The sequence below is a fragment of the Streptomyces sp. NPDC006335 genome (assembly GCF_040612795.1).
Taxonomy (GTDB): Bacteria; Actinomycetota; Actinomycetes; order Streptomycetales; family Streptomycetaceae; genus Streptomyces.
Genome location: NZ_JBEXQX010000021.1, coordinates 144,734 through 165,932, shown reverse-complemented (window position 1 = coordinate 165,932; position 21,199 = coordinate 144,734). Strand labels below are relative to the sequence as shown.

General features: G+C 68.8%; 19 protein-coding genes and 3 pseudogenes. 7 read left to right on the top strand and 15 right to left on the bottom strand.

The features are described from left to right. Positions 1-561 precede the first annotated feature (561 nt). Both ABZ098_RS38650 and ABZ098_RS38645 read left to right on the top strand, forming a co-directional pair. Entirely contained in the window at positions 562-2,949 is a 2,388-nt protein-coding gene (locus tag ABZ098_RS38650; RefSeq protein ID WP_356598598.1) for a Helicase associated domain protein, read from the top strand. Positions 2,950-3,191: 242 nt separating this feature from the next. After that, a complete protein-coding gene (locus tag ABZ098_RS38645) occupies positions 3,192-3,731 on the top strand; it encodes a hypothetical protein (RefSeq protein ID WP_356598600.1) in 540 nt (179 codons plus the stop codon). A gap of 88 nt (positions 3,732-3,819) precedes the next feature. On the opposite strand, the gene ABZ098_RS38640 is transcribed toward ABZ098_RS38645, so the two are convergent. The 5 genes and pseudogenes from ABZ098_RS38640 to ABZ098_RS38620 form a co-directional block, all read right to left on the bottom strand. Continuing rightward, positions 3,820-5,247 (bottom strand): MFS transporter, encoded by a 1,428-nt coding sequence (locus ABZ098_RS38640; protein ID WP_356598579.1) that lies wholly within the window; start codon positions 5,245-5,247, stop codon positions 3,820-3,822. Beyond that, positions 5,244-5,900, bottom strand: a complete 657-nt coding sequence (locus ABZ098_RS38635; protein ID WP_356598577.1) for a TetR/AcrR family transcriptional regulator — start codon at positions 5,898-5,900, stop codon at positions 5,244-5,246. The genes ABZ098_RS38640 and ABZ098_RS38635 overlap by 4 nt, the downstream gene beginning before the upstream one ends. 307 nt (positions 5,901-6,207) lie before the next feature. Continuing rightward, positions 6,208-6,447, bottom strand: a pseudogene (locus tag ABZ098_RS38630) (DUF664 domain-containing protein); the annotation flags it as partial. 552 nt (positions 6,448-6,999) lie between these two features. Then, entirely contained in the window at positions 7,000-7,239 is a 240-nt protein-coding gene (locus tag ABZ098_RS38625; RefSeq protein ID WP_356598575.1) for a hypothetical protein, read from the bottom strand. Between the two features lie 177 nt (positions 7,240-7,416). Beyond that, positions 7,417-7,698 (bottom strand): hypothetical protein, encoded by a 282-nt coding sequence (locus ABZ098_RS38620; RefSeq protein WP_356598573.1) that lies wholly within the window; start codon positions 7,696-7,698, stop codon positions 7,417-7,419. Positions 7,699-8,300: 602 nt separating this feature from the next. On the opposite strand from ABZ098_RS38620, the gene ABZ098_RS38615 reads away from it, so the two are divergent. The 3 genes and pseudogenes from ABZ098_RS38615 (at position 8,301) to ABZ098_RS38605 (ending at position 9,893) form a co-directional block, all read left to right on the top strand. After that, positions 8,301-8,774, top strand: a complete 474-nt coding sequence (locus ABZ098_RS38615) for a hypothetical protein (protein ID WP_356598571.1) — start codon at positions 8,301-8,303, stop codon at positions 8,772-8,774. Between the two features lie 184 nt (positions 8,775-8,958). Further along, positions 8,959-9,504 (top strand): annotated as a pseudogene (locus ABZ098_RS38610) (Tn3 family transposase); the annotation flags it as partial. Between the two features lie 80 nt (positions 9,505-9,584). After that, positions 9,585-9,893, top strand: a complete 309-nt coding sequence (locus tag ABZ098_RS38605) for a hypothetical protein (RefSeq protein ID WP_356598569.1) — start codon at positions 9,585-9,587, stop codon at positions 9,891-9,893. Positions 9,894-9,951: 58 nt separating this feature from the next. On the opposite strand, the gene ABZ098_RS38600 is transcribed toward ABZ098_RS38605, so the two are convergent. The 7 genes from ABZ098_RS38600 to ABZ098_RS38570 all read right to left on the bottom strand — a co-directional run bounded on the left by ABZ098_RS38600 (position 9,952) and on the right by ABZ098_RS38570 (position 15,999). Beyond that, complete coding sequence (locus ABZ098_RS38600; RefSeq protein WP_356598596.1) at positions 9,952-10,509, bottom strand: DUF6292 family protein; 558 nt, start codon at positions 10,507-10,509, stop codon at positions 9,952-9,954. A 76-nt stretch (positions 10,510-10,585) separates the two neighbouring features. Beyond that, the gene (locus ABZ098_RS38595; RefSeq protein WP_356598594.1) at positions 10,586-11,020 is read right to left on the bottom strand and encodes a hypothetical protein; all 435 of its coding nucleotides are present in this window, start codon (positions 11,018-11,020) and stop codon (positions 10,586-10,588) included. A 374-nt stretch (positions 11,021-11,394) separates the two neighbouring features. Then, complete coding sequence (locus ABZ098_RS38590; protein ID WP_356598568.1) at positions 11,395-11,529, bottom strand: hypothetical protein; 135 nt, start codon at positions 11,527-11,529, stop codon at positions 11,395-11,397. 254 nt (positions 11,530-11,783) lie between these two features. Next, the gene (locus ABZ098_RS38585) at positions 11,784-12,650 is read right to left on the bottom strand and encodes an alpha/beta hydrolase (protein ID WP_356598566.1); all 867 of its coding nucleotides are present in this window, start codon (positions 12,648-12,650) and stop codon (positions 11,784-11,786) included. 27 nt (positions 12,651-12,677) lie between these two features. Beyond that, positions 12,678-13,565: a VOC family protein gene (locus ABZ098_RS38580; protein WP_356598564.1), complete on the bottom strand. Its 888-nt coding sequence runs from the start codon at positions 13,563-13,565 to the stop codon at positions 12,678-12,680. An 800-nt stretch (positions 13,566-14,365) separates the two neighbouring features. Then, positions 14,366-15,130 carry an IclR family transcriptional regulator gene (locus tag ABZ098_RS38575; RefSeq protein ID WP_356598562.1) on the bottom strand — a complete coding sequence of 255 codons (765 nt, stop codon included), beginning with the start codon at positions 15,128-15,130 and terminating at the stop codon, positions 14,366-14,368. Positions 15,131-15,357: 227 nt separating this feature from the next. After that, complete coding sequence (locus tag ABZ098_RS38570) at positions 15,358-15,999, bottom strand: NAD(P)H-dependent oxidoreductase (RefSeq protein ID WP_356598560.1); 642 nt, start codon at positions 15,997-15,999, stop codon at positions 15,358-15,360. A 296-nt stretch (positions 16,000-16,295) separates the two neighbouring features. On the opposite strand from ABZ098_RS38570, the gene ABZ098_RS38565 reads away from it, so the two are divergent. Further along, positions 16,296-16,784, top strand: a complete 489-nt coding sequence (locus ABZ098_RS38565) for a MarR family transcriptional regulator (protein ID WP_356598558.1) — start codon at positions 16,296-16,298, stop codon at positions 16,782-16,784. Positions 16,785-16,808: 24 nt separating this feature from the next. Here the strand turns inward: ABZ098_RS38565 and ABZ098_RS38560 are convergent. Continuing rightward, a pseudogene (locus ABZ098_RS38560) lies at positions 16,809-17,443 on the bottom strand (4-hydroxy-2-oxovalerate aldolase); the annotation flags it as partial. A gap of 637 nt (positions 17,444-18,080) precedes the next feature. Here ABZ098_RS38560 and ABZ098_RS38555 point away from each other — a divergent pair. Next, positions 18,081-18,935, top strand: coding sequence for an alpha/beta hydrolase (locus ABZ098_RS38555; protein ID WP_356598556.1), 855 nt, complete (start codon positions 18,081-18,083; stop codon positions 18,933-18,935). Between the two features lie 272 nt (positions 18,936-19,207). Here ABZ098_RS38555 and ABZ098_RS38550 read toward each other — a convergent pair whose 3' ends face one another. Together ABZ098_RS38550 and ABZ098_RS38545 are read right to left on the bottom strand one after the other, a co-directional pair. Further along, positions 19,208-19,867: a response regulator transcription factor gene (locus tag ABZ098_RS38550; RefSeq protein WP_356598554.1), complete on the bottom strand. Its 660-nt coding sequence runs from the start codon at positions 19,865-19,867 to the stop codon at positions 19,208-19,210. After that, positions 19,864-21,060 carry a histidine kinase gene (locus ABZ098_RS38545; RefSeq protein WP_356598552.1) on the bottom strand — a complete coding sequence of 399 codons (1,197 nt, stop codon included), beginning with the start codon at positions 21,058-21,060 and terminating at the stop codon, positions 19,864-19,866. The genes ABZ098_RS38550 and ABZ098_RS38545 overlap by 4 nt, the downstream gene beginning before the upstream one ends. Positions 21,061-21,199: the final 139 nt, after the last annotated feature.

The following is a 21,199-nucleotide window of genomic DNA, read 5'->3' as shown; positions in this document are numbered from 1 at the left end:
TTCCGATCTGAGCGGGTTATGCAGCGCTGGCGCGCTGCATAAGGAAACGGCTCCGCTGACGCTCCGCCAGCTTCCCGCGCAAGCGCGGGAAGCGAATTCCGCAAGCGGAATTCTGAGTGCGTGTCAATTCGCGCAAGCGCGAATTGATGGAATCCCGCAAGCGGGATTCCTGGGGGCTGGCGGTAAAGGGTGCGTGCATCACGTGCGGGACTGTAGGGCTTGGGATTCCCAGCTACTATCTCTGCATAAGATGTGACGGCCCGTCGGCCTGATGGGGTGTCGACTTTGTTGTAGTGAACGGGTTCCGCTGCGCTCCACCCTGAACCCCTCCCCCATCGTCTACCTGTCCCGGCATGTTCACCTATCACCCTGTCAGCATAGAGGGCAGTCGACTGTTCGTGGGTGAGGTTGAGTCACTATGTCATCCTCGGATGCATCACGAGTGGTGACTGTGTAGAGTCTGGGATCAGATGCTACACCCCTACCGCCGCGCACCTTGCGCCTGGATTCTATTTGCTATTACGCGCCGCATTCCGAGAAAAAGGAAGGAGAGCATGGGGCATGGCCGTGAATCTGCGTGATCACCAGATCGAGGCCGTTTCCGCCATTGTGCGGGGTCTTGATGTCCCGCCGGGCGGTATTCCCTGGAATGGTCTTCGCGGGCAGGTGCACGCGGCGTGCGGCACGGGGAAGACCATCATGGCTGCGGCGTCGGCGAGGCGGCTTGTGCCCCGGGGGCGTGTGCTCGTGCTGGTGCCGACGCTGGATCTGCTGGCGCAGACGGTGAGGGCGTGGCACGAGGCCGGGCACAACGGGCCGGCGGTTGCAGTGTGTTCGCTCCAGGACGATCCGGAGCTGTGGTCGTTGAAGGTGCGCTCCACAACGAACCCGATCCAGTTGGCGCTGTGGCACGGGCAGGGGCCGGTCACCATCTACGCCACCTACGCGTCTTTGGGTGTTCTGGCAGAGGCATTCGAGGGTGTCTACGGGCAGAAACTCGATCCACTAGACCTCGCGGTGGTTGATGAGGCCCACAGGACAAGTGGCTCAATGGGTAAGGCATGGGCGGACATCCACGACCAGAGCGTCATCCCGGCGTTGCGGCGGCTGTACCTGACGGCCACACCGCGGATCTGGGAGAAGCAGCTCAGCCGCGAGGTCGCCGAGGGAGTCCGTGACCCGCTGCCGCGGGAGATGGCGGCCTCCATGGATGACGAGAAGGTCTTCGGGCCCGTCCTGTACAAGCTCTCGCTCGCATCAGCCGTCTCCCGGGGCCTGTTGGCGCGGTACCAGATCATCGTCCTGGAGCTGAAGGACCCCGTCGTCACTCCCGAGCGGCTGATGGGCGAGGAACGGCACACGGAAGAGGTGCGGGGGCAAAGGCTCGGGGCGCTGCAGGCCGCGCTCCTGCACACGATGGCGCAGCACGACCTGTCGACGTGCATCACCTTCCACCACCGCACCATCGAGGCACAGGCATATGCGGAGGGTCTGGAGCGGGTGGCTGCGAAGCTGCACGCGGATCAGCCCGAGACGTACCCGAAGCGGATCTGGGCCAACTGGCTGTGCGGCGAGCACGTCCCTGAGCACCGGCGAGAGGTTCTGGGTTCGTTCGGGACCACGGCGCAGCGGGCCGTGCTCTCGAACTGCCGTGTTCTGGGCGAGGGCGTCGATATCCGCGCCGTGGATTCAGTGGCCCTCCTGGACCCCAAGGGCGCGCCGCACGACATCGTCCAAGCCATCGGCCGGGCACTCCGACAGAAGCCCGGACAGGGCAAACTCGCCTCCCTGATCGTGCCCGTCTTCCTCCAGCCCGGAGAGCAGACCGAGGACATGTTCACCTCCAGCTCCTACCGGCCCCTCGTGAAAGTCCTCGAAGGTCTGCGGGCCCACGATGAAGAAGCCGTGGAACTGCTCGCCATCCCCCAGGAGCCTCAGAAGGACGTCGTCCAGCCGTCCGTGAACATCGGTGTCGTCCCAGAAGAGGGCGAGGACGAGTCTCGCTTGCTGCTGCGTTTTGCCGCTCCACGCGACCCGGTGATGGTCGCCGACTGGGTCTCCTTCAACGTCATCGACACCGAACGCCAGGACTGGGCCCGCGCCTGGGCGAAACTGAAGACATACGTCGAACGGACCGGGAACGCCCGCGTGCCCTACGGACACCGCGAAGGCGCGACCCCCCTTGGACAATGGGTCGCAGAACAACGACGCGCCTACACAGCCGGACAGATGACCGGCCAGCGCGCCCGACGGCTCGAACAGCTCGGCATGGTCTGGTCGGTGGTGGATGAACGCTTCCAGGAAAACCTCGAAGCCGCCAAGGCCTACTACGACCAGCACTGGACACTGTGCGCTCCCAGGTCGGCAGCGATGCTGGACAGGCCGTTGGGGATGTGGCTCGCGAATTTGCGGCGCCCCGGCGCACTGGACGGACACCCCGACTGGGAGAGGGCACTGCGCGAGGTCGATGAGGACTGGAACCCGGCGTGGCCGGCCGAATGGCAACGCCACTACGCGGCGCTGCGGGAGCTGGTCGCCGACGAAGAGGGCCAGGCAGACGTCCTTCCTGGCCTCACGGTCCACGGCATGGACATCGGGAAGTGGCTGGCCCGGCAGCGGAAACCGGAGGTCTGGCAGGCCCTTCACAACGGGCAGCGCGAGCGCCTGGAGCAGCTCGGCATCACACCTCCAGCCCCAGAGCCCGAGGCGCCCGCGAAACCGTCCACCACGCCTGTGGGGGCCTTCGAACGGGGCGTGGCGGCTCTGGCGCAGTACAAGACCCGCACGGGCTCCCTGACCGTCTCACGAGGGCACGTAGAGCGGCTGGAGGACGGGACAGAGATCCGGCTTGGGGTGTTCCTGAGCAACAGCAAGAGCCGACGCGCCAGGCTGACCGCCGACAAACTCCAAGCGCTGGCCGACCTCGGACTCGACTGGGCGGCGACGTGATGGCCGGTGCCGGCGCTGGAGGCGCCTCCAGCAGATGAGGGGCAGGCCAACGAGACGAAGGCATCGTGGAGTTCGGTTCGGCGTTCCCAGCGGACGGTGAGGCATGGCTTCACTGCAAACGCGGTCATGCTCATCTGCCTGCGCGCGCGGCCCTCTTCCAGTCGCTGGCCTCGGGGGCCAGGGCCGACGTACGCAAGCTGGTCGTGACGGCCTCCGGGTGTCAGGCCGGTAGCGTCTGCCAAGTGACCGACGATGCCGTCATCTGGAACTGGCTCGCCGCTTTCCTGCCAGAGGCCGAAGCCCAGCAAGTCAAAGACTGCTGGGACATCGGAGAGCAGGAGGCGGGACTTGGCCTGCTCGTCTCCGGCCTCCTCGACCACCGAGTGCCGATCAGCGAGACAGCCAGGGCGCAGATCTCCGTGCTCGCGGAGATCTGGGGCGAGCGGGAGACGCTCACACCACGGATCCTTCAGTGCCGTAATGACGGCACATCGGGCAACCTGAAGCTGATCGAAGGCGACGAAAGCATCGTCCCCAAGGCAACAGGTGGGGCCGAACAGGACCCGGCCGGTTGTGTCCTCGTCCCCTGGATCGCCTGCACAAGATGTGGCCAGGTCCTAATGCGCGCCCATGCCCGAGAGAACTGGGGAGATCTCTCCTACCTGGCGCGGCACTACGTCATCACGACGCCGAACCGAGCCACCGTCCTGCGGCTGTTCCCTGCCGACTCCGCTAGCGCGGCCTTCGCTGCCCTGCAGCGGACGTGTTCACAAGCACCATAAGAAACGACCTCGTCGACTTCAGCTTGTTCTTTCGACGAAGATCGGTCTGGTACATGACCGGATCAGCGTGGCTGTGTTCGGCGGTTGCTCAACTGTTTGGGTGTCGAGTTGGTGCCGTCTGTGGTGTTGGTTCTTGCTCCGGGCGTGCGGCGGTCGTGTCGTCTCCTTCCTGGTGGGCCGGGCGCCGGGGCAGTCGCGACGCGGGCAGCAGGCCGAGGGCGGCGAGTGCGGCCAGGATCAGCACAGTGGAGCTCATGGTTGACGCAGCGGTGGCGGTTGCGCTGGCCGCGACGGCGATGCCGAAGGTCGGCCCGATGTTCATGGCGGTCTGCTTGAGTCCGCTGACGACCCCGGCGTACCCGGGCGGCGCGTCTCCGACGACGGTCCCGGTGGCGGTGACCATCACGGTGGCGAACCCGGCACCGATGGCGGCAAAGGCTGCAGCCATGGCCATCCCTGTGCTGGCGGGACCGAGCCGGGACAGCCCCGCGATGCCGACCACGACGAGGACCGTACCGGCGATCGCGGTGCGGCGCGCACCGTACCGGCGCAGTGCGGCCACCGCGGCGGGTGAGCCGAGGACCATGAGCACGGTCAGAGGAAGTACCCGCAGACCGCTGTCGAGTGGGTCGAGTCGAAGTACGTCCTGGAGGTAGAAGGTGGCCCTGAACAGCGCGCCGAACAGGCCGGCGGTGGTGACCAGCAGGATCGCCATCGACGCGGTCACCGGTACGGAGCGCGCTACGGCTGCGGGAACGATCGGGTGCGTGGTGCGGCGTTCTTGGCAGGTGAGCACCGTTGCGATGCCGATGACGGCGAGGAGTTCGAGCAGCGTCGGCGCGGCGGTCCACCCCCGGGCGGGTACGTCGGCCAAGGCGTGGACCAGGATGGCGAGCGCGACTGCCAGCAGGCCCGCGCTGGTGAGGTTGACTCGTGGAGAGTTGACACGTTGAGGTGCCGGCGTCCGTACGGCGAGGGCGAGGACGGCGATGATGAACGCGAGGGGCACGTTGATCCAGAACACGGCGCGCCATCCCAGGTGAGCCACGAGAACACCGCCCAGGAGCGGACCGGACCCTGCCGCTACCGCGATCGCACTGGTGCGGATGGCGATCGGCTTGCTGAGCCGGTCCGCGGGATACGCCAGCCGTAGCAGCGCGAGCGTCGCAGGTTGCAGGAACGCGGCGAACGCGCCCTGCACCGCGCGCAGGACGATCACCCAGCCGACGGTCGGCGCGAGCGCGATCCCGGCCGAGGCAGCCCCGAAAACGAGGACGCCGACGAACAGCAGGCGAGGGTGCCCGTATCGATCTCCGAGGCGCCCGGCGATCACGAGTAACGCGGCCACGGCGACCAGATAGCCGGTGCTCGTCCACTGGATCTGCGCCACGCTCGCGCCGAGATCACGCTGCATGCCGGGCTGCGCCATGAGCAGGATGGTTCCGTCCAGTGCGACGATCACCGCGCCGACCACGCTGACCAGAAGTGCGATCTGCCGCTGTGCGGGTGCGGTCATGAGGTCACCGGGCCGAGATGGGCGTCCAGAACTGCCGCGATGAGCCGGTCGCGTTGGGCGTCGCCGGGGTCACCGCCCAGCGGTGGGGCGCCGAGGGCGAGCTGCAGGCTGCCCCAGGCCCATAGCTGGGCCATGCCGTGCAGGTTCGACCACAGGGCGGCGGCGGTCACCGCAGGCGGCGGTCCGGCCTCATTCGGCCCGTCGGCGTTTCGCGCGGTATCCCGCTCCGATACGCATCGGGCGACGAGTCCGGTGAAGTGCCCGAACAGCGGGAGGGTCGACTCGCGCAGCCTCGGTTGGTCCGATGCCTGCGCCGCGCCGTCGAGCAGGTCGTGCCGCCACATGAGCTCGAACATGCCGCGGCGTTCCAGTGCGTACCCGATGTACGCCCCCGCGAGGGCCTCCAGCTGGCCGCGCGGTGTGGTCGTGCCGGCGACCGCGGCCTCGAACATGACTGCGAGGTCCTCGAAGCCGCGACGGCCGATAGCCGAGAGCAGCGCGTGGTGTGTGGGGAAGTACCGGCGCGGCGCCCCGTGCGACACCCCCGCTCGACGGGCTATTTCCCGCAGACCCACGGACGCGGAGCCCTCGGTCAGTACAAGGTCGACCCCGACATCGATCAATCGCTCCCGAAGAGAGCTCCCATCAGTCATAGACAGTGTCTACCGTGAATTCGTAGACACTGTCTACCGATTGGGTGGGTGATCATTGCCCCTCGGGGGAGAACCCGCCCACGGAAAAACAGCGGGAGGCGTCAGGTCATGGATCCTGGCCGAAGACCTGCGCCACTTCGACGCCTGACCGTCAGCCGGGCCGTTTGGCCATGATGACCAGACCGGGCCCGCTGCACTCCGCCGAGGGGAGCCGCAATGCGGCGACCGAGTCCAGGCCGGCTGCTCGATCACGTTGACGAGTTGATCCGGCCGCCACTTGGCTCCGCTCGTGACCAGCCGAAGGGGCCTAGACGCCGGTCCGTCCGTCGACGAGCTCTCGCACGATGTCGAGATGCTGGTTGTGCCGGGAGATCCCATCGGTGACGTGGAGGATCACCCAGCGGAGGTCCACGTGGCGGCCGTCGCTGATGGGCCGCTCGGCCCTCGAGTACAAGTCGTGGTCGGACAGCAGACGACGGTAGCGGTCGCTCTGCTCCTCATACGCGGCGAGCAGGTGAGGCAACGGGATGCCGAGGGCTGCCCGCATCCAGATGCAGGGATGACCGCGGCAACCATCGGAATGCACTACCCAGTTGAAACCCCCTTCACAAACGGAGCCTCGGGACCACATCGGCGGCGTGCCGGTGCGCGGGTATGCAGGTGGGGCCCAGGCGCCACCTGCTCCTAGCTCGGCTTCCAGACGGTAGCCAGAGGAGCCGGGCGGTGTGCATATATTGCGCTCCGCCGGCCACTGAACGCTGACGCCGGAACGTCCGCGTCGTGGACTTGATCCCCGCGAAGTCCTGTCCAGTTCCGGCACATCCGGATGGCGCCTCCCACCTTCTTCCGCACCATGACGGCGTTTTGAGAACGTCATGAACACCGAGCCGACGGAGTTGGGGTCGCCCTCGCCGTTGACGAGGCGTATCAGGGCCGAGCCCACCTTCGTCACCCGGGCGCCTCGTACGGTGGGGTGCAGGCCCCGGCACAGGGTCCTGCCTCCGGGCTCACGCTCTGCTCCACGTTGGCGAGGTCTGGGCCAAGTGCGAGTGGGGGTACGGGCCACCTGCTCGCTACCCGGTGTGGCGGACCGCCCTCTTCACCACTCGGTGTGGCGGACCGCCCTCTTCACCTCAAGCTCCACGCCGGCCCGCGCCGCGCCCTGCTCTTTCGCGTGCACGGTGACCGCGCCCTGCACGTCCTGCGCCAGGTCACGCCATACCTGCCACGCGGTCTCATAGGCGGGAGGGTCGCCTTGGGTGCGCAGCGCTTGGGCAGTCGCGTGCGCCTGGTCGGCGGCGCGTTGCTTCTCCACGAGTTCTTCGAAGGTGTGTGCCACGTAAGGACCTTAAGCCGTGCAGGGGCTGGTCCCTCCCCGCGACGTGCGCAGCAGGTAGCTCGCCCGTCTACGCATCGATGTGGGCCGTCGTCGCTCGCGATCTCGCAGTAACTCCCAAGCAGAACTGGGCCTTTGGGCATGGGCCGCCCATGCGCTGGTAAGAAAAGGTGCAGGTCATCAGAAGTTCACCGGCCAGGTCTGCCCGCCTAGACGTGCTGGTGCTGTCACGGCCGCCGCCCACTTGCGCAGCTGCTCCAGCCGCGCCGCCCACAGGTATGGGCGGTGCGCTGCCGGGCCGCGTCGACGGCCTTCCTTGCGGTCGCGACGGCTGTCCACACCGTTCGGATTGTGCTGGACCCAACGGCGCCCCTGCTCGATCTTGTACGCCCGCCGGGCCTCCGCCTCTGCTTCCTCGGTCCGCACGAATCGTCCGAGGGCGCCACTGCGGTACTCCGACATGGGCCTGCTCCACGACCTGGAGCGCGAGCGCGGACGCCGCCAGAACCGGGTCCGCGTCCAGCGCGCCCGGCTCGAGCAGCTCCTCGCGCTCCGCTCCCGGCGCCGTGCCACCGCGACCCGCCGCATCACGGTAGCCGCACGAGCATGCCGGACCTTGGCACGATCGGCCTCCAGCGTGGTGCGGCTGCGCAGCCGCCGTTCGCAGGCGGCCCGGAGCTCAGCAGTGCCAGCGCCCGACAGGTCCGCGGCGGCCTTCATACGGATCCTGGCCGTGGCTGGCGTTTTGGCCGCATCACGCCCGTATGCGGCCCGCACCGCCGCGACCGCCCGCTCGCAGATGCCGATCGTCAACCGCACACCCGGTCCGTTCCCACTCTCGGATCCGGTGCCGTCCTCTCGTAGCCGGTCCCGCCAGGGTGAGCTGGTGTGGCACCTCTACGCGATAGCCTCAACCGGCCGCGGTGATCGGCCCAGCGCCGTCCCGGACCGGATCGGCCGACATGAGGGCTCGATCTGGTGGTTTCACCCATTTTTCAGGCGTAGACAGTGATGTTCGGGGATCCTGCCGACGTCCTCCGAAATCCTCTGTAAGGAGACCCTCCGTGCGCCCCCCGACCCGGAAAGCCTTCGCCGCCCTCATCGCCGCAGCCGGCCTCGCCCTCCCCTTCCTCACCCCCACACCCGCCTCGGCTGCCACCCACACCAGCCGCTTCGCGAACTACCGCTACGGTGACTGCCTGCGCGAGAACTCCGAAACCGGCCTCAAGGGCGACCGCTGCACCACCGGACGCGGCAGCCTCTTGTGGCAGTGGAACGGCCGCCTCAACACCAACACCACTCTCACGAACAACTTCTGGGACCGCTGCCTCGACAGCAATGACCGGGGCGACGTCTACCCCCTGCGCTGCAACGGCGGCTCATACCAGAAGTGGCGCACCGTCCAGCCCGCCGCCCGCAGCGCCATCATGCTCCAAAGTGTCGGCACGGGCCGCTGCCTCTACCAGCAGGACGACGGCTACTACCGCACTGGCCGCTGCGACCGAGGCGCCCAGAACCAGCGCTTCACCATCGGCTGAACGGATCTCTCGACGGCCTCAAGAGCCGCGGACAAGCAGCTCTTCTTTACGCGAGTCCGCGAGGTGGTCCGTCTCGGCCTCCGAGGTCGCCGCGATAATCGAGAGCGTGCTGCAGCATTGCACGGACGTGGATTGACCGGCAGTACACCGACACGCACGACGCCCCCATCGTGGGTTCGCCTTCGCCCACATGCTCGGCTTCGACCTGGTGCCCCGGCTGAAGAACCTCGGCTCCGCTCGCCTGTACCGACTGGCAGCCGGGGAGGACGAGACGTGGCCGAACTTGGCGCCGGTCCTGTCGACCAAGACGATCGGCTGGGACCCGATCCACCACACGGGCCGGGTGGGACGGGCTGGTGCGGTGTGCGGGTGGCGGCCGGTCCGCCGCACACCCACACCATGGCCGTGCCGTGCAGATTGCGAACCCGATACGGGCGCTCCGTTACTGTTCGCCCACTTTGCTGTGACTCTCGCCTGCAACGTCCATTCATGCGTCGTATGCGCGAAGTTGACGCCCCGCCACACAGACACCCCGTACGGGGCTTGGCCGCCCGCGGCGACCGCCAGGACACGCCCCCCCGGCAGCTGCACGGCCCTCACCCGAAAGTGCGTAACAGCCCCACGGACTTGCGCAGGCCCCGGTGCCTGCCAGCGGCTGGTCAGGCGCGGCCGGCCTGCAGTTGTGCTGGTCGGAGAAGACGATGAGCCGCCGATGACGCCGTCGGCGTGACATCACCCGGCAACCGCAACCGCACACGGCCATCTCGGGCTCTCCTGCTGCACATCCACCCGCTGCTGAAGGAGACCGACGTGAGCATCACCCTCGACCACCACACGCCGCACACCTTCGTCGACCCCTACACCGCCGACCCGGCTGAGACCGCCTGGCCCCCGGCCGCCGGGCAGGACCTGGACTGCCTGCTGCCGCCGCCCAACCCCGCCGAGCGCCTCAGCATCCACATCACCCCCCGCGACCAGCACCGCCTGGCCCTGCACGCCGCGCTCACCGCCGCCGGCATCCCGCCCCGGCCCGAAGACCGCGACGCCATCGACCAGCTCAGCACCCTGCCTCCCAGCATCAACACCACCCTGCAGCGCTGGCTGAGCCACACGTCATGAGTACGTGTGCTAAGGAAGGCTGGCGCCAACTCGTGGTCACAATCCTGGCGTCGCGGACTCACGTCTGTAATCCACTCCCGTACGCGGCCCGCAGCGCCGTGACCGCCTGCTCGTAGGTGTCGGCCCGGGTGTCGATCGTCAACTGCACACCCGGCCCGCTCCCACTCTCGGAGCCGGTGCCGTCCTCTCGTAGCCGCAAGAGACCGAGACCCAGGCGACCGCGGCGGAAGTCGTCCGCGGCAGCCCGCACCTCCCGCCCGCCCTCCCACTCCTCCCGGTACTCCACATCCGGCAGCCGGCGAAAGCACACCAGCTCCTCCGCCACGTCCGCCACCCGCTCCGGGTCCGCGATCGGCGTGCGCAGTGCCGTGACCACGGTGTAGAAGAGCACGTCGTACGCGTGCAGGCCGGTCAGGGCGTAGTACCAGCCCTGGCGTTCCTCCCAGTCGAGCCGGATGCCGCCGCGGCCGCTGGTGCGGGAGACGTCCCAGGCGAGGGTCATGTAGGTGGTCAGGCCGCGCTCGAGACCGTGGTGGTCGGCCCGGACGGTGCCGTCCGGGACGCCGCGTGCGGTGAGGGCGTCGTCGACGGCCTGGACGTAGGGCCAGTGCGGCAGCCCCTGAGGTGCGCCGCGGGGTCCTGGCGGGGCCAGCAGCCGGGTCTACCTCCAGCGGGAGCAGGTCGGCGTGGGGTTATGAGGCGCGTCGGAAAACGGCGGCCGGGCCGATCACCTGCGGCCCGAACTTGTCGCGGATCCGGTCGACGGCGGTCTCCGTGGCAAGGCGGCCCTCGCGGGCGTCGTCGAGGGACAGCTGCCGGGGCGCCTGGTCGGCGTCGAGGAGGTCCTCGGCTTTCAGGACCAGACCGGTCAGGCGGCCGCGCTGCAGGCCTGCTGCGTCCATCAACTGGTGGGCGAGCTGGCGCAGGTCGTCCTCGTGGGCGGAAGGGGCCGTCAACCGGCGGGTCTTGTCCCAGCTGCCGCCGCCCGCGAACGTCAGGGACAGGGCCAGGGCGCGGGCGGCCTGGTCGCGGCCGCGCAGCCGGGTGCCGAGCCGGACCACCAGCTCGAGCAGGGCCGCGCGGACGACGGCGCCGTCCAGGGTGTGCTCAACGAAGCGGTAGCGCACGCTCGCCGTGGCGGGCACCGCGCGGGCAATGACGGGGCGAGGGTCGATGCCGCGGGCCCGGTCGGCGGCCACGGCGCCACGGTGCTGCGGGACTACGGCGTCCACTGCGTGGGCCTGCTCGCCCGCGATGGCGTACGCAGTCTCCGAGATCCGCCGCACGACCGGACGCCTGCTCGATCTCGACAACCCCGACCACGTCAGCCTGAACGACGAGAAGGCCTTCGAGATGATCCGGGCCTCGGACACTGTGGGCCTGTTCCAGCTCGATTCTGTGTCACGTCCCGGCGTGTTGCCCTTCAGATCTTATGGGCGGCGGTCACCACACTTTGTGGCCCCGAGGGCTCGCAAGCCGGAGCCTTTGCCAGGCGGGCCGATCAGAGAGTGGAGCAGTCGCCGACCAACTGCTCGCCGAGGCCGGGCACCGGCTCGGCCGCCCGCGCACCCGCATCGAGCGGGAAATCATCGCTGTCACCGAGGATGCCGACCTGCCCGTTGCCTTGAGCCGGCAAGCCCGCATGAGATTCATGCACGGTGCCGGGTGACTCATCGTCTTCACCGCACCATCGGCTTCAGCCGCATCCGGAGCGTCTCGGCGTGCCCGGTGGTTCGACGGCCCGTCCGGTCGCTTCGCAGATTTCCTTCACCCGCAGCGGCGTGTACGCGCCGGCGGCGGCGCCAAGACCGCTCAGTCGGTTCCAGGACGCCGCCTGTGGTTCCGGCAGGAGCGGGCGGCCCGTCGTGCGGGCCGCCCGCTCCGAGGGGGTCAGTGTGCCGAGATGAACTCGTGCACGACGCGGTTGAACTCCTCGGAGTGTTCCATCTGCGCCCAGTGGCCGCAGTTGTTGATGAGGTACAGCCGGGCAGACGGAATCATCGCCAGCAACCGCAGCGCGTTCTCGAAGTGGACGGCGCGGTCGTTCCGCCCTTGCACGATCAGCGTGGGCACGGTGAGCTCGGCCAGCAGCGGCGGCAGGGCCTGAAACAGCTGCGGCGGGCCATTGAGATCCCCGCTGGACAGTGAAAGCCTCATGTTCTCCAGATGGTCGGGGCGGGCGAGCGCAGCCTCCGACCGCGCGCGAGCGAGGTCGGCGTCCTCGGCGAGCGCCGGGTCGTGCGCGAGCGCCCCGACCATCGCCTGGAAGTTCGCCGGCGACGGGTCGAAATAGGTGCGCACCAAGGGGAGGATTCCCTCCGTCTTGTCGTTGGGCGGGCCGAGCACGTTGACCCCCGGAGCGGGGGCGCCCATCGGGATCAGGTGGCTGACGCGCTCGGGATGGTGCGCCGTGAACCGCAGCGCCGTCCTTCCGCCCAGCGAATTGCCGACGATGGCGACCTGGTCCAGTTCGAGCGCGTCCAGTGCCAGTTCCAGCGCCTCCACGTGGTCCCGGTCGCCCGGCACGGCGGTGTCGCTCTTGCCCCAGCCGGGCATGTCGATGGCGAACACACGGTAGTGGCGTGCCAAGGAGGCGATGTTGCTCGAGTAATTGCTCCAGCCACTGGCGCCAGCACCCCCGCCGTGCAGCAGGATCAGCGGGTGACCGTCACCGGCCTCGTTGTAGTGCAGCTTCCACTTGGTCGTCTGCACGTACTTGCTGGTCGCCGATTCGGTCAGGGCCTCGGTTGTGGGCATGGCTTTCCTTTTGTCTCCGGTGGCGGTTCAGGCGTCGGCCGCGATGTACTTGTGGCCCCAGGCGCTGATCGCGTCGTAGTGGGCGACCTGCCACGTGTCGTCGTCGATCACCACGCCGCCGCTGCCGTACTCGATCTGGAAACCGGACGGCGTGGTCACGTAGAACGAGGTCATGTGGTCGTTCGTGTGCTCGCCCAGCGTGATGATGACGCGGTCGGGATCGCCGCTGATCTGGCTCATGATGCGGCCGACGGTGGAGAAGTCGGAGACTTCGAGCATGAGGTGATCGAGGCCCGGGATGGGGCCAACGCCCTCGCCGACGCCGATGGAGTGATGGCGGGGGTTGCAGTGCAGGAAGTAGGCGTTCTCGTCCGATCCGAACTGAGCCATCGATATCGTGTCGGTCAGCCTGAATCCCAGCTCACGCTGGTAGAACTCGGCCAGCTCGCGCGCGCCACCCGGATTGGTCAGGAGGGCGTGCCCGACCCCCAGATCACCGGTGACGAAACGGACGCCCAGCGGGGACGCGAACGGAGTACCGGCGAGCGGCAGGCCGTGGACGGCCTCGATCGTCTGGCCTGCGAGGTCGGAGAAGACCCGCAGTCCCTCGACGCCCCGGCGGGCTCGCAGTTCCTCGTCCTCGCGGACGGTGATGCCCCGGGCGGCGAGGTGGGTTTCCAGCGCGGCGAGCGTGGCCGCGTCCGGGACGGTGAGGCCCAGTGCCATCAGGGACCGGGGGCCCGCGGGCTCGCCGTCCTCGACGAGGATGCGGTACGCGTACTCGTCGAGTCGCAGGCGCAGCTCGCCCGCGGCGGACGGCGAGGGTTCCGCGCCGATGGTCTGGGTGGCGAAGCGGGCCCACTCGTCAAGTGGACCACGGACCACGACATAGCCCAGCGATGTGAAGAAGTTCATGTGCTTTCTCCTCAGGTTGTCCGGGATGGTCAGTGAGCTGCGGTGGCGAAGGTCTTTCCGGCGGCCCGGCCGTCCTGGGGGGCGGGAATCCCGAGCGTGGGGGCGACTGCGTCGAGCGGCGCGCCGATCGGGGCGCCGACCGAACTGATGACGTTGACGCTAAGGCGGGAGACCGCGCCGACGAAGCGCGTGTTCCGGGAACCGGCACATCGTTCCGCCGGCGCTGCGCGTGTTCCAGGAACCGGCACAACCGTTCCGCCGCGAGCCGGGCCCGGCCTACTCTCTCCCCGCCACCTCAACGACCACGGAGAGGGCCCTTCCATGCACCGGACCGGCTGAATCGACGTCCGCGCCTCCACCTTCGACACCGCGCCCGCGGTCTTCCCGAGGCCAACGACGCCTCACCACGTAGGACACGGTCTTAGAGCACTGCTCAGTCGCGGTCCAGCCACCGGACTTCTGCACGTAGCCTGCCCACGGGTCTGGGTGCCCCCCGGCATCGGTGCACTTCTTATCCGCGGCCTTCTTGGCCGCGGCCGGCGTAGATCCGGTCCCCTGGACCGTCCAGTACCTGGTTGCCGCGCTGGCGGGGAGTGCGGTCGCAGAGCTGAGCGCGACGACCCCCGCCGCTATGGCACCCAGCGTGACCACCCTGGAGCGAATGTGTGGCATGTACGTCGGATTCCTCTCGAAGTGGCTCGTCAGCTGTCGGGCGACGAGCACTTGGTTGCCTTGCGGCTGGGGCGGACGCGGTGGAGACACCGTCAGGGATTGCTGCCGGCCGCCCAGCTCGCCCCCCGTCACGTCAGGACGCCGGGCAGTGCCCTGACGATCGACGACACCGTCCGTCGCAGGGGTGGCAGGAACACATCGGCCGACCCGTGTTCGGTGGGGAATCCGATCGACACCGCCGCCACCGCCTGGTCGCCGAAGACGATCGGCATGGCCACACACGACCGTCCGGGCGCCGCCTCCTCGACGTCGGTGGCGACCCCACGCTGCCGGACCCGTCGCAGCTCACGACGGAGCAGTTCCGGATCCCGCACCGAGTGCGCGGTGAGCGCGCGCAGACGACCCGTGGTGGTCGCCTCGACCAGGTCCGGGTCCGTGTGGGCCAGCAGCGCCTTGCCCACACTCGTGCAGTGAGCGGGCAGAGTCATCCCGACCTCCGTGGCGAACAACCGCGCCCGCGGCGTGTACAGCTTCTCCACGTAGACGACTTCCGGCCCGCGCAAGACGCCCAGATGGATGGTGTGCCCGACGGCCCGGTGCAGATCCAGCAGGTACGGAAGCGCGACGTGGCGGACCGCTCCTTCGGGGGACGCCGCACCGAGGACCATCATCCGGAACGCGATCCGGTAGCCGGTGCCCTCATGCTCCACCGCCCCGACCTGGACGAGCATCCCGAGGACGCGGTAGGCCGTCGACTTCGGCAGACCGGCGCGGCGCGCCACCTCACTCAGCGTCAACACGCGGCCGTTACGGAACACTTCCAGCAGATCGAACGCCTTCTGCATGACCGACGACGGAACGGCCGTCTCCCGCACTGCGGCCCCATTGCCCATGTGCAGTCCCTTCAGAACGCTTGAGAACAATCGTTCCAGGGTCTGTCTCGCAGATCAGTGCGGTGGCGAGCGGCCGTCCGCGTGGATGCCTGGCAAGGCGGCGGAGGAACGCCCGCCAGGGGATCCTCCGTGCGGCGATGCCAGCGCGGCCAGTCCCCCGCAAGCGGGATGTGCCGCGCGGAGGGGGCCCGCAGCCCGCGGTGATCTACGAGACAGGCCCCTGGGGGTCAGACCCTGCTCAGCTTGGCGATGCGCAGCCCGTGCTCAGCGGCATCCTCGTGCCCCGTCTTCATCGACTCCTCGGCCAGCCCTCGCAGGTGCGCCATCTCCGGATTCCAGAACGCGTGGGTCAGCTCTGCCTCGGCGATCTGCAGGTCGAGCCCGAAGACGTCGGCCAGGATCCTGCGCAGGTAGGGCGTGGCGTAGTCCCAGCCCTCCTTCGGGGAGCCGGGCCCGTAGCCGCCGCCCCGGCTCAACGTCAGCAGCGCCGGCTTGCCCTTGAGCGGCTGGTCACCGTGTATCCCCACCTGGTCGTGCTTCAGGATCAGGTCGATCCAGGTCTTGACCTGTTCCGGGACGTTCCAGTTGTACATCGGCACCGCGAACAGGAACGCGTCGGCGGCGAGGAGTTCGGCGCCGAGGCGGTCGAGGAGCTCGTGCGCCTCGGCCGGGGCCGGTGCGGCCGGGTTGACGACTTCGTGGGCGAGCGCGGTCCACGCGCCCCCCGGCAGCGGGTGCACCCCGAGGTCGCGCCGGGTCACGACGCTGCCGGGGTGCTCGGCGAGCCACGCCTTCTCGGCGGTGTCCGCGAGGGCGCGGCTCACCGATCCTTCGGTACGGATGCTCGCGTCGAGACGGAACAGGTTCATGGTGCCGGTACCTCCAACATAGTTCGGCTGCGATGCAGATAGTATGCACAACAGAACATCTGCTTTCAAGAAAAGTGTGGTGGCTAACAGTCCGGCATGAGGCGGGTGCCGGTGGCTCGCGACGAACTCCAGTCAGACCTCGGCTGGGGGCCGGGGGCGTCACCACAGGCGTCCTCGGCGGCCCCGCGGTCACCAAGGGTTCGGAGCCGGCACACCCCTACAAGGACACTAGGCAGACAAGATATTCTGCACACAAGACTATCTGTAGTCACGCCGAAAGGTGCTACGGTGATGTGATGCCCTCTGAACCCCGCGGCCGAGCGAGCGAAAGCGCCAAGTGTCTTGCCCTGGACAACGACCTGGTCTGGGCCATCCGCATGATCTCGGGGGCGCTTCGACGCGCTGCAGCCGAGGCCTCGGAGACGCTGCCCGGAGGATCACGGGCTTACTTGGTGCTCGTGGCATTGGCCGAGGCCGGGGACAAACCCCCCACACAACTCGAGCTGGCCGGCCAGGTAGGTCTCGACCGAACGGTGATGACCTACCTCCTGGACGACCTGGAGGGGCAGGGGCTGCTGTTGCGACGCCCGAATCCGCAGGACCGACGAGCTCGCCACGTGATCCTCACGGACGAAGGCCGATCGCAATTGCAGCGCATGCGAACGGAGGTCGCGGCCGCGGAAGCACGGCTGCTCGGCGAGTTGAGCGAGGAACAGCGGGCCCAGTTTCGAGACCTCCTGACCCAAGTTGCGCTCACCGCTCAACGGGGCACTGCCAAACCCTGAGGGGCGTGCTGTTGCTCTCTGAAATCAACTGCCAAAGAGTGGAACGCAGGCGCCGGCGAATCGGCGATCCCGGCCGCCGACCATGCGCCGTCGGCCGGCCTCGACGAGGATGCCTGCGGGTGTCCAGGCCGTAGCGCGCGGCGGCGGTCTCGGCGCGGCGCAGGAAGCTGGAATACACGCCCGCGTGGACGAGGCTGAGCGACTCGCGGTCCACCCTCACCTCGCGGTCCTTCAGCAGTCGTACGAGATCGTCGGCGGCGTCCATCAGCGGGAACAGGTCGCAGCCGGGCTCGATCCCCCTCAGGTCGGCGACCGCGATGAAAGCCTCGGGTGGGCAGTTGCGACGCGCCTGCCCCCTGACGGGCAAGCGAGGCGTCGACGCGGACAGCGCCGCTCGCGACGGCCCCGACGGTGTTCGCCACACCCAGGGCGAGGTTGCGATGGGCGTGGATGCGCAACTCCGTGACCGGGTCGAAGACGTCACGGTAGGCGCGGAAGCGGCCGCGGATACCGTCCATGGTGAGCCAGACGCCGGATTCGGTGACGTAGACGCAGTGCGCGCCGTACGACTCCATGAGCCGCGCCTGGCGGGCGAGTTCGGCCGGTTCGGCCATGAGGGACATCATCAGGAACCCGGCGACGTCCATCCCCAGCTCACGCCCGCGAGGCGGTGCCGATGACTGCCGGCATCGCCCGACCGCCGAGGCCGCACCGGACTCGACCAGGCCGGCCTGCGGTGTGGAGGCGGTAGCCGGACTCCAGGGCTCGCACGGTCTTCGGCTCGCTGCTGTCCACGCAACTTGCGTCGAGGTGGCGGCAACCACGATCCGACCGTCCACGGCGCGGCGGCGCGGCGGCGGCCGCGCAGGACCAGGCAGGTGGCGGCGGGCTTCTGCGAGCAGGTGTCGGCGGTGGAAGCAGCCGCCGTCGTTCATCACGAACGTCGCAGTGGCGTCGACAGCCGTGCCCGACACATCGGTCCGCGCACCGCGCTCCAATGGTTCCCCTTGCGTGCGCTGGGTGAGTTCAACCGACATGCGTTCCAGCGTCCACCGCGGCTGCGCAGCCCGCAGCGTCACCAGCACCACGGTCCTCCATAACCGCAGCCACGCGATCTCCGTGTCCGGCGCTGTCCGACCTGCGGGTTGTCCTTCGTGTACGTCAGCTGCTCCACGGTGCCCGGCTGCCAACTGTCCATGATTTCCTCACCGTTGACAGCTGCAAGGCGGACGAGCGGCGAGGCGATGGGGCGCTTCCGGAATATCGCACCGCAGCGTCAACCTCGGCCAGACAGACATGCATGTCGCCAAGCTCGGCACCGGCCCTGCCGTGCTCTTCCCGCACGGTTTTCCGACGCTGTGGATCACCTGGCGGCACCGGATCACCGTCCTGGCCGCGGCCGGTTTCCGGGCCATCGCCCCGGATCAGCGCGGCTACGGCGACACCTCCGTCCCGAGCGATGTCTGGACATACGGCATCGAATACCTGTCAGGCAACGTGGTGCGACTGCTGGACGCGCTCGATCTGGAGCATGTGGTCGTGGTCGGGCACGACTGGGGGACGATGGTCGCCTGGTACACAGCGCTCATGCACCCGGAGCGGGTCCGGGCCGTCGCCGGGGTGTCGGTCCCCTTCGTCCCGCGCACTCCCGTACCGCCCACCCAGTTCTGGCGCGAGACGCCCGGCGAGGACTTCTACATGCTCTGGCTCCGGGAACCCGGAGTCGCTGACGCGCTCTTCGACGCCGACGTCGAACGCGCACCCAACGGTCGCTGGGTCCTGGACCACGAGGCGTGGCATAACGGGCCGGCCACTGACAGGCTCACCGCCCCCACCCCCCAGGACCAGGCGCTGATCGACTCGCTGAAGCGGAACGGCTGGACCGGGCCGCTGAACTGGTACCGCAACTTCGACCGAAACTGGGAGCTGCTGGCCCCCCACAGCGGGCGCACCATCGACCAGTCGGCCCTGTACATCGGCGGCGAGAAGGACCCGGTACTGCAGTTCATGCCGCCGTCCCTGATGGACGGCCACGTCACCGACCTGCGCGGCGCCGACATCCTGCCCGGGGTGACGCACTGGATACAGGAGGAGGCTCCTGATCAGGTCAACCGACGTCTGCTGGACTTTCTGGCGGGAGTCTCGAAGTAGACCGATGGACAGGTACGTGCCGTGAGAGGCACGGCAGGAGGACCTCCTCAGACGGCCCCCGCTCCTTGGGCCGACCTGGCTGACCGACCAGGAGGCGTCAGCCGTCACGCCGTGGGCCTTGCACGGCGTCTCGCATCGGAGGCGGGGCAGGCTTCGTCGTCTACCGCCTCTCCCGTACCCCGAGTCGGGCGGTCGACCGCTTTCCGCCGCATCGCCCGCCTCGTGGTGCTCCGGTGCAGGTGCCCTCACCCGTAACGGCTGTGCAACCGCGCCTAGCGCTCCCGCACCATCCCGGTCTCCCACGCCCACGCGGCGATCTCGACCCGGTTACGGGCGTCGATCTTCTGCTGGATGCTGGCCAGGTGCGTCTTCACGGTGGACAGGGACAGTACCAACTGCTCGCAGATCTCCTGGTTGGTGCGGCCCACCGCGACCAGCCGGGCCACGTCCAGCTCCCGATCGGTCAGCGGGCAAGCGGCGTCCGGCTCGGGCCGCGCGGCGGACATCTGCTTCAGCAGCCGGACGGTGACGGCCGGGGAGACCAGCGCATCGCCGCGGGCGGCGGCCCGCACCGCCTCGATCAGCAGGCTGGGCGGGGCGTCCTTGAGGAGGAAGCCGCACGCCCCGTTGCGCAGCGCCGTGTGCACGTAGTCGTCCTGATCGAACGTGGTGATCACAACCACCCGCATGGGGTTGACGACCCCGGGCCCTGCCAGCGCCCGAGTGACGTCCAGGCCGTCCAGTTTCGGCATCCGGATGTCGACCAGGCACACGTCCGGCCGCAGCCGTCGGGCGAGTTCCACGCAGGCGGCGCCGTCGGCGGCCTCTCCGATCACCTCGATACCGGGCTGGGCATCGAGGATCAGCCGGAAGCCCATGCGGACCAGTTCCTGGTCGTCCGCGATCAGTACGCGGATCGCCGTGTCGTTCACGCCGGTGATCCTGCCACAGCGGCCAACACCGGGAAGTCGGCGGTCACTCGCCAACCACCGTCGCCGGTGGGGACGGCGGTCAGCGCGCCTTCCACCGCTTGGACGCGTTCTCGCAGGCCGACCAGTCCGAAGCCGCCACGGCCGCCGACCGGAACGGCGTGGCGTGCGGCCGGTGCCGTGTTGTGCACCTCGACCCGCAGCCGGGGCCCGTGCACGTCGACCCGTACGGCCACCGCGGCGCCGGACGCGTGCCGACGCACGTTGGTCAGGGCCTCCTGCACGACCCGGTGCACGGAAGTCTCCACCTCAGGGGCGAGTCGCACCTCGCGGGCCGCTGCGGCGACTTGCAGGTGGACGTCCGCTTCGTCTTCGGAGAACGCGGAGACCAGGCGGGCGAGTTCCGCCCACAGCTGACCGGGCCGGATGCCCGTGTGGTCGTCCTCGCGCAGGACCCGCACCAGGCGGCGCATCGAGTCCAGCGTCTCCGATCCGGACCGGGAGATGTTCTCCAGCAGCGGCCCGACCTGCTCCGGTGCGGTGTGCTGGAGGGTGAGCGCCGCGTTGGCCTGCACGATGATGCCGGTGATGTGGTGGGCGACGAAGTCGTGCAGGTCGTGGGCGAGTTCCAGGCGCTGACGCTGGCGCACGGCGGCGATGTCCCGCACCCGGTGTTCCTGCAGCAGCCGAGTGCGCAGGCCCCAGGCGAGAGCCAGGCCGACGGCGAGCGTCATCACCAGGCACCCGGTGACGGAGTCGTCGATGCCGTAATACAGGTCGGTCGGCAGCAAGCGCAGCGGGATCGCGATGATCGCCACAGCCAGTGCGGCCGCCACGGCCGCCCCCATCCTTGGGCGCGGCACCGTCCCCACGGCGCGGGAGAGCAGCACCAGCGCAGCGACACTCTCCAGCACTCCGAACGTGTCGTCCAGGTCCGGACTCGCCCAGGTGACGATCACGGTAGTGAGGGCCAGCGAGCCACCCGCGACGAGCGCGGCACGTACCTGCACGTTCGGCCGACGAGCGGGCCACAGCAGCGCCAGGCAGGCAAGCGGGCCGGACACCATCGTTAGCAAGCTCGTCCAGCGGAATTCGGGCACTCCGTGGACAAACGCGTCGAACAGGCCCAGCAGGCCCAGGAGGGTCCAGCCGGCGACGATCAGCGTCCGGCGGAGCAGCGAATTTTCGGAGTACACGCCCGCAGGATACGGAAGCTGCGATTCCCGGCGGCCTCGGCCGAATGGCCGATGTCCGGCCGCCACAACCGGCCATCCGGCCGAACCCGCCGGGTGCCGTACACCCCGATCGTGGACGGCATGCATCCGATGATCACCG

Coding starts and splice junctions, on each gene's coding strand:
- ABZ098_RS38585 (WP_356598566.1), bottom strand. CDS start 12,650: ATGCCCACAACCGAGGCCCTGACCGAATCGGCGACCAGCAAGTACGTG.
- ABZ098_RS38575 (WP_356598562.1), bottom strand. CDS start 15,130: ATGGGCAATGGGGCCGCAGTGCGGGAGACGGCCGTTCCGTCGTCGGTC.
- ABZ098_RS38635 (WP_356598577.1), bottom strand. CDS start 5,900: ATGACTGATGGGAGCTCTCTTCGGGAGCGATTGATCGATGTCGGGGTC.
- ABZ098_RS38565 (WP_356598558.1), top strand. CDS start 16,296: ATGCCCTCTGAACCCCGCGGCCGAGCGAGCGAAAGCGCCAAGTGTCTT.
- ABZ098_RS38580 (WP_356598564.1), bottom strand. CDS start 13,565: ATGAACTTCTTCACATCGCTGGGCTATGTCGTGGTCCGTGGTCCACTT.
- ABZ098_RS38620 (WP_356598573.1), bottom strand. CDS start 7,698: ATGTCGGAGTACCGCAGTGGCGCCCTCGGACGATTCGTGCGGACCGAG.
- ABZ098_RS38570 (WP_356598560.1), bottom strand. CDS start 15,999: ATGAACCTGTTCCGTCTCGACGCGAGCATCCGTACCGAAGGATCGGTG.
- ABZ098_RS38555 (WP_356598556.1), top strand. CDS start 18,081: ATGCATGTCGCCAAGCTCGGCACCGGCCCTGCCGTGCTCTTCCCGCAC.
- ABZ098_RS38640 (WP_356598579.1), bottom strand. CDS start 5,247: ATGACCGCACCCGCACAGCGGCAGATCGCACTTCTGGTCAGCGTGGTC.
- ABZ098_RS38650 (WP_356598598.1), top strand. CDS start 562: ATGGCCGTGAATCTGCGTGATCACCAGATCGAGGCCGTTTCCGCCATT.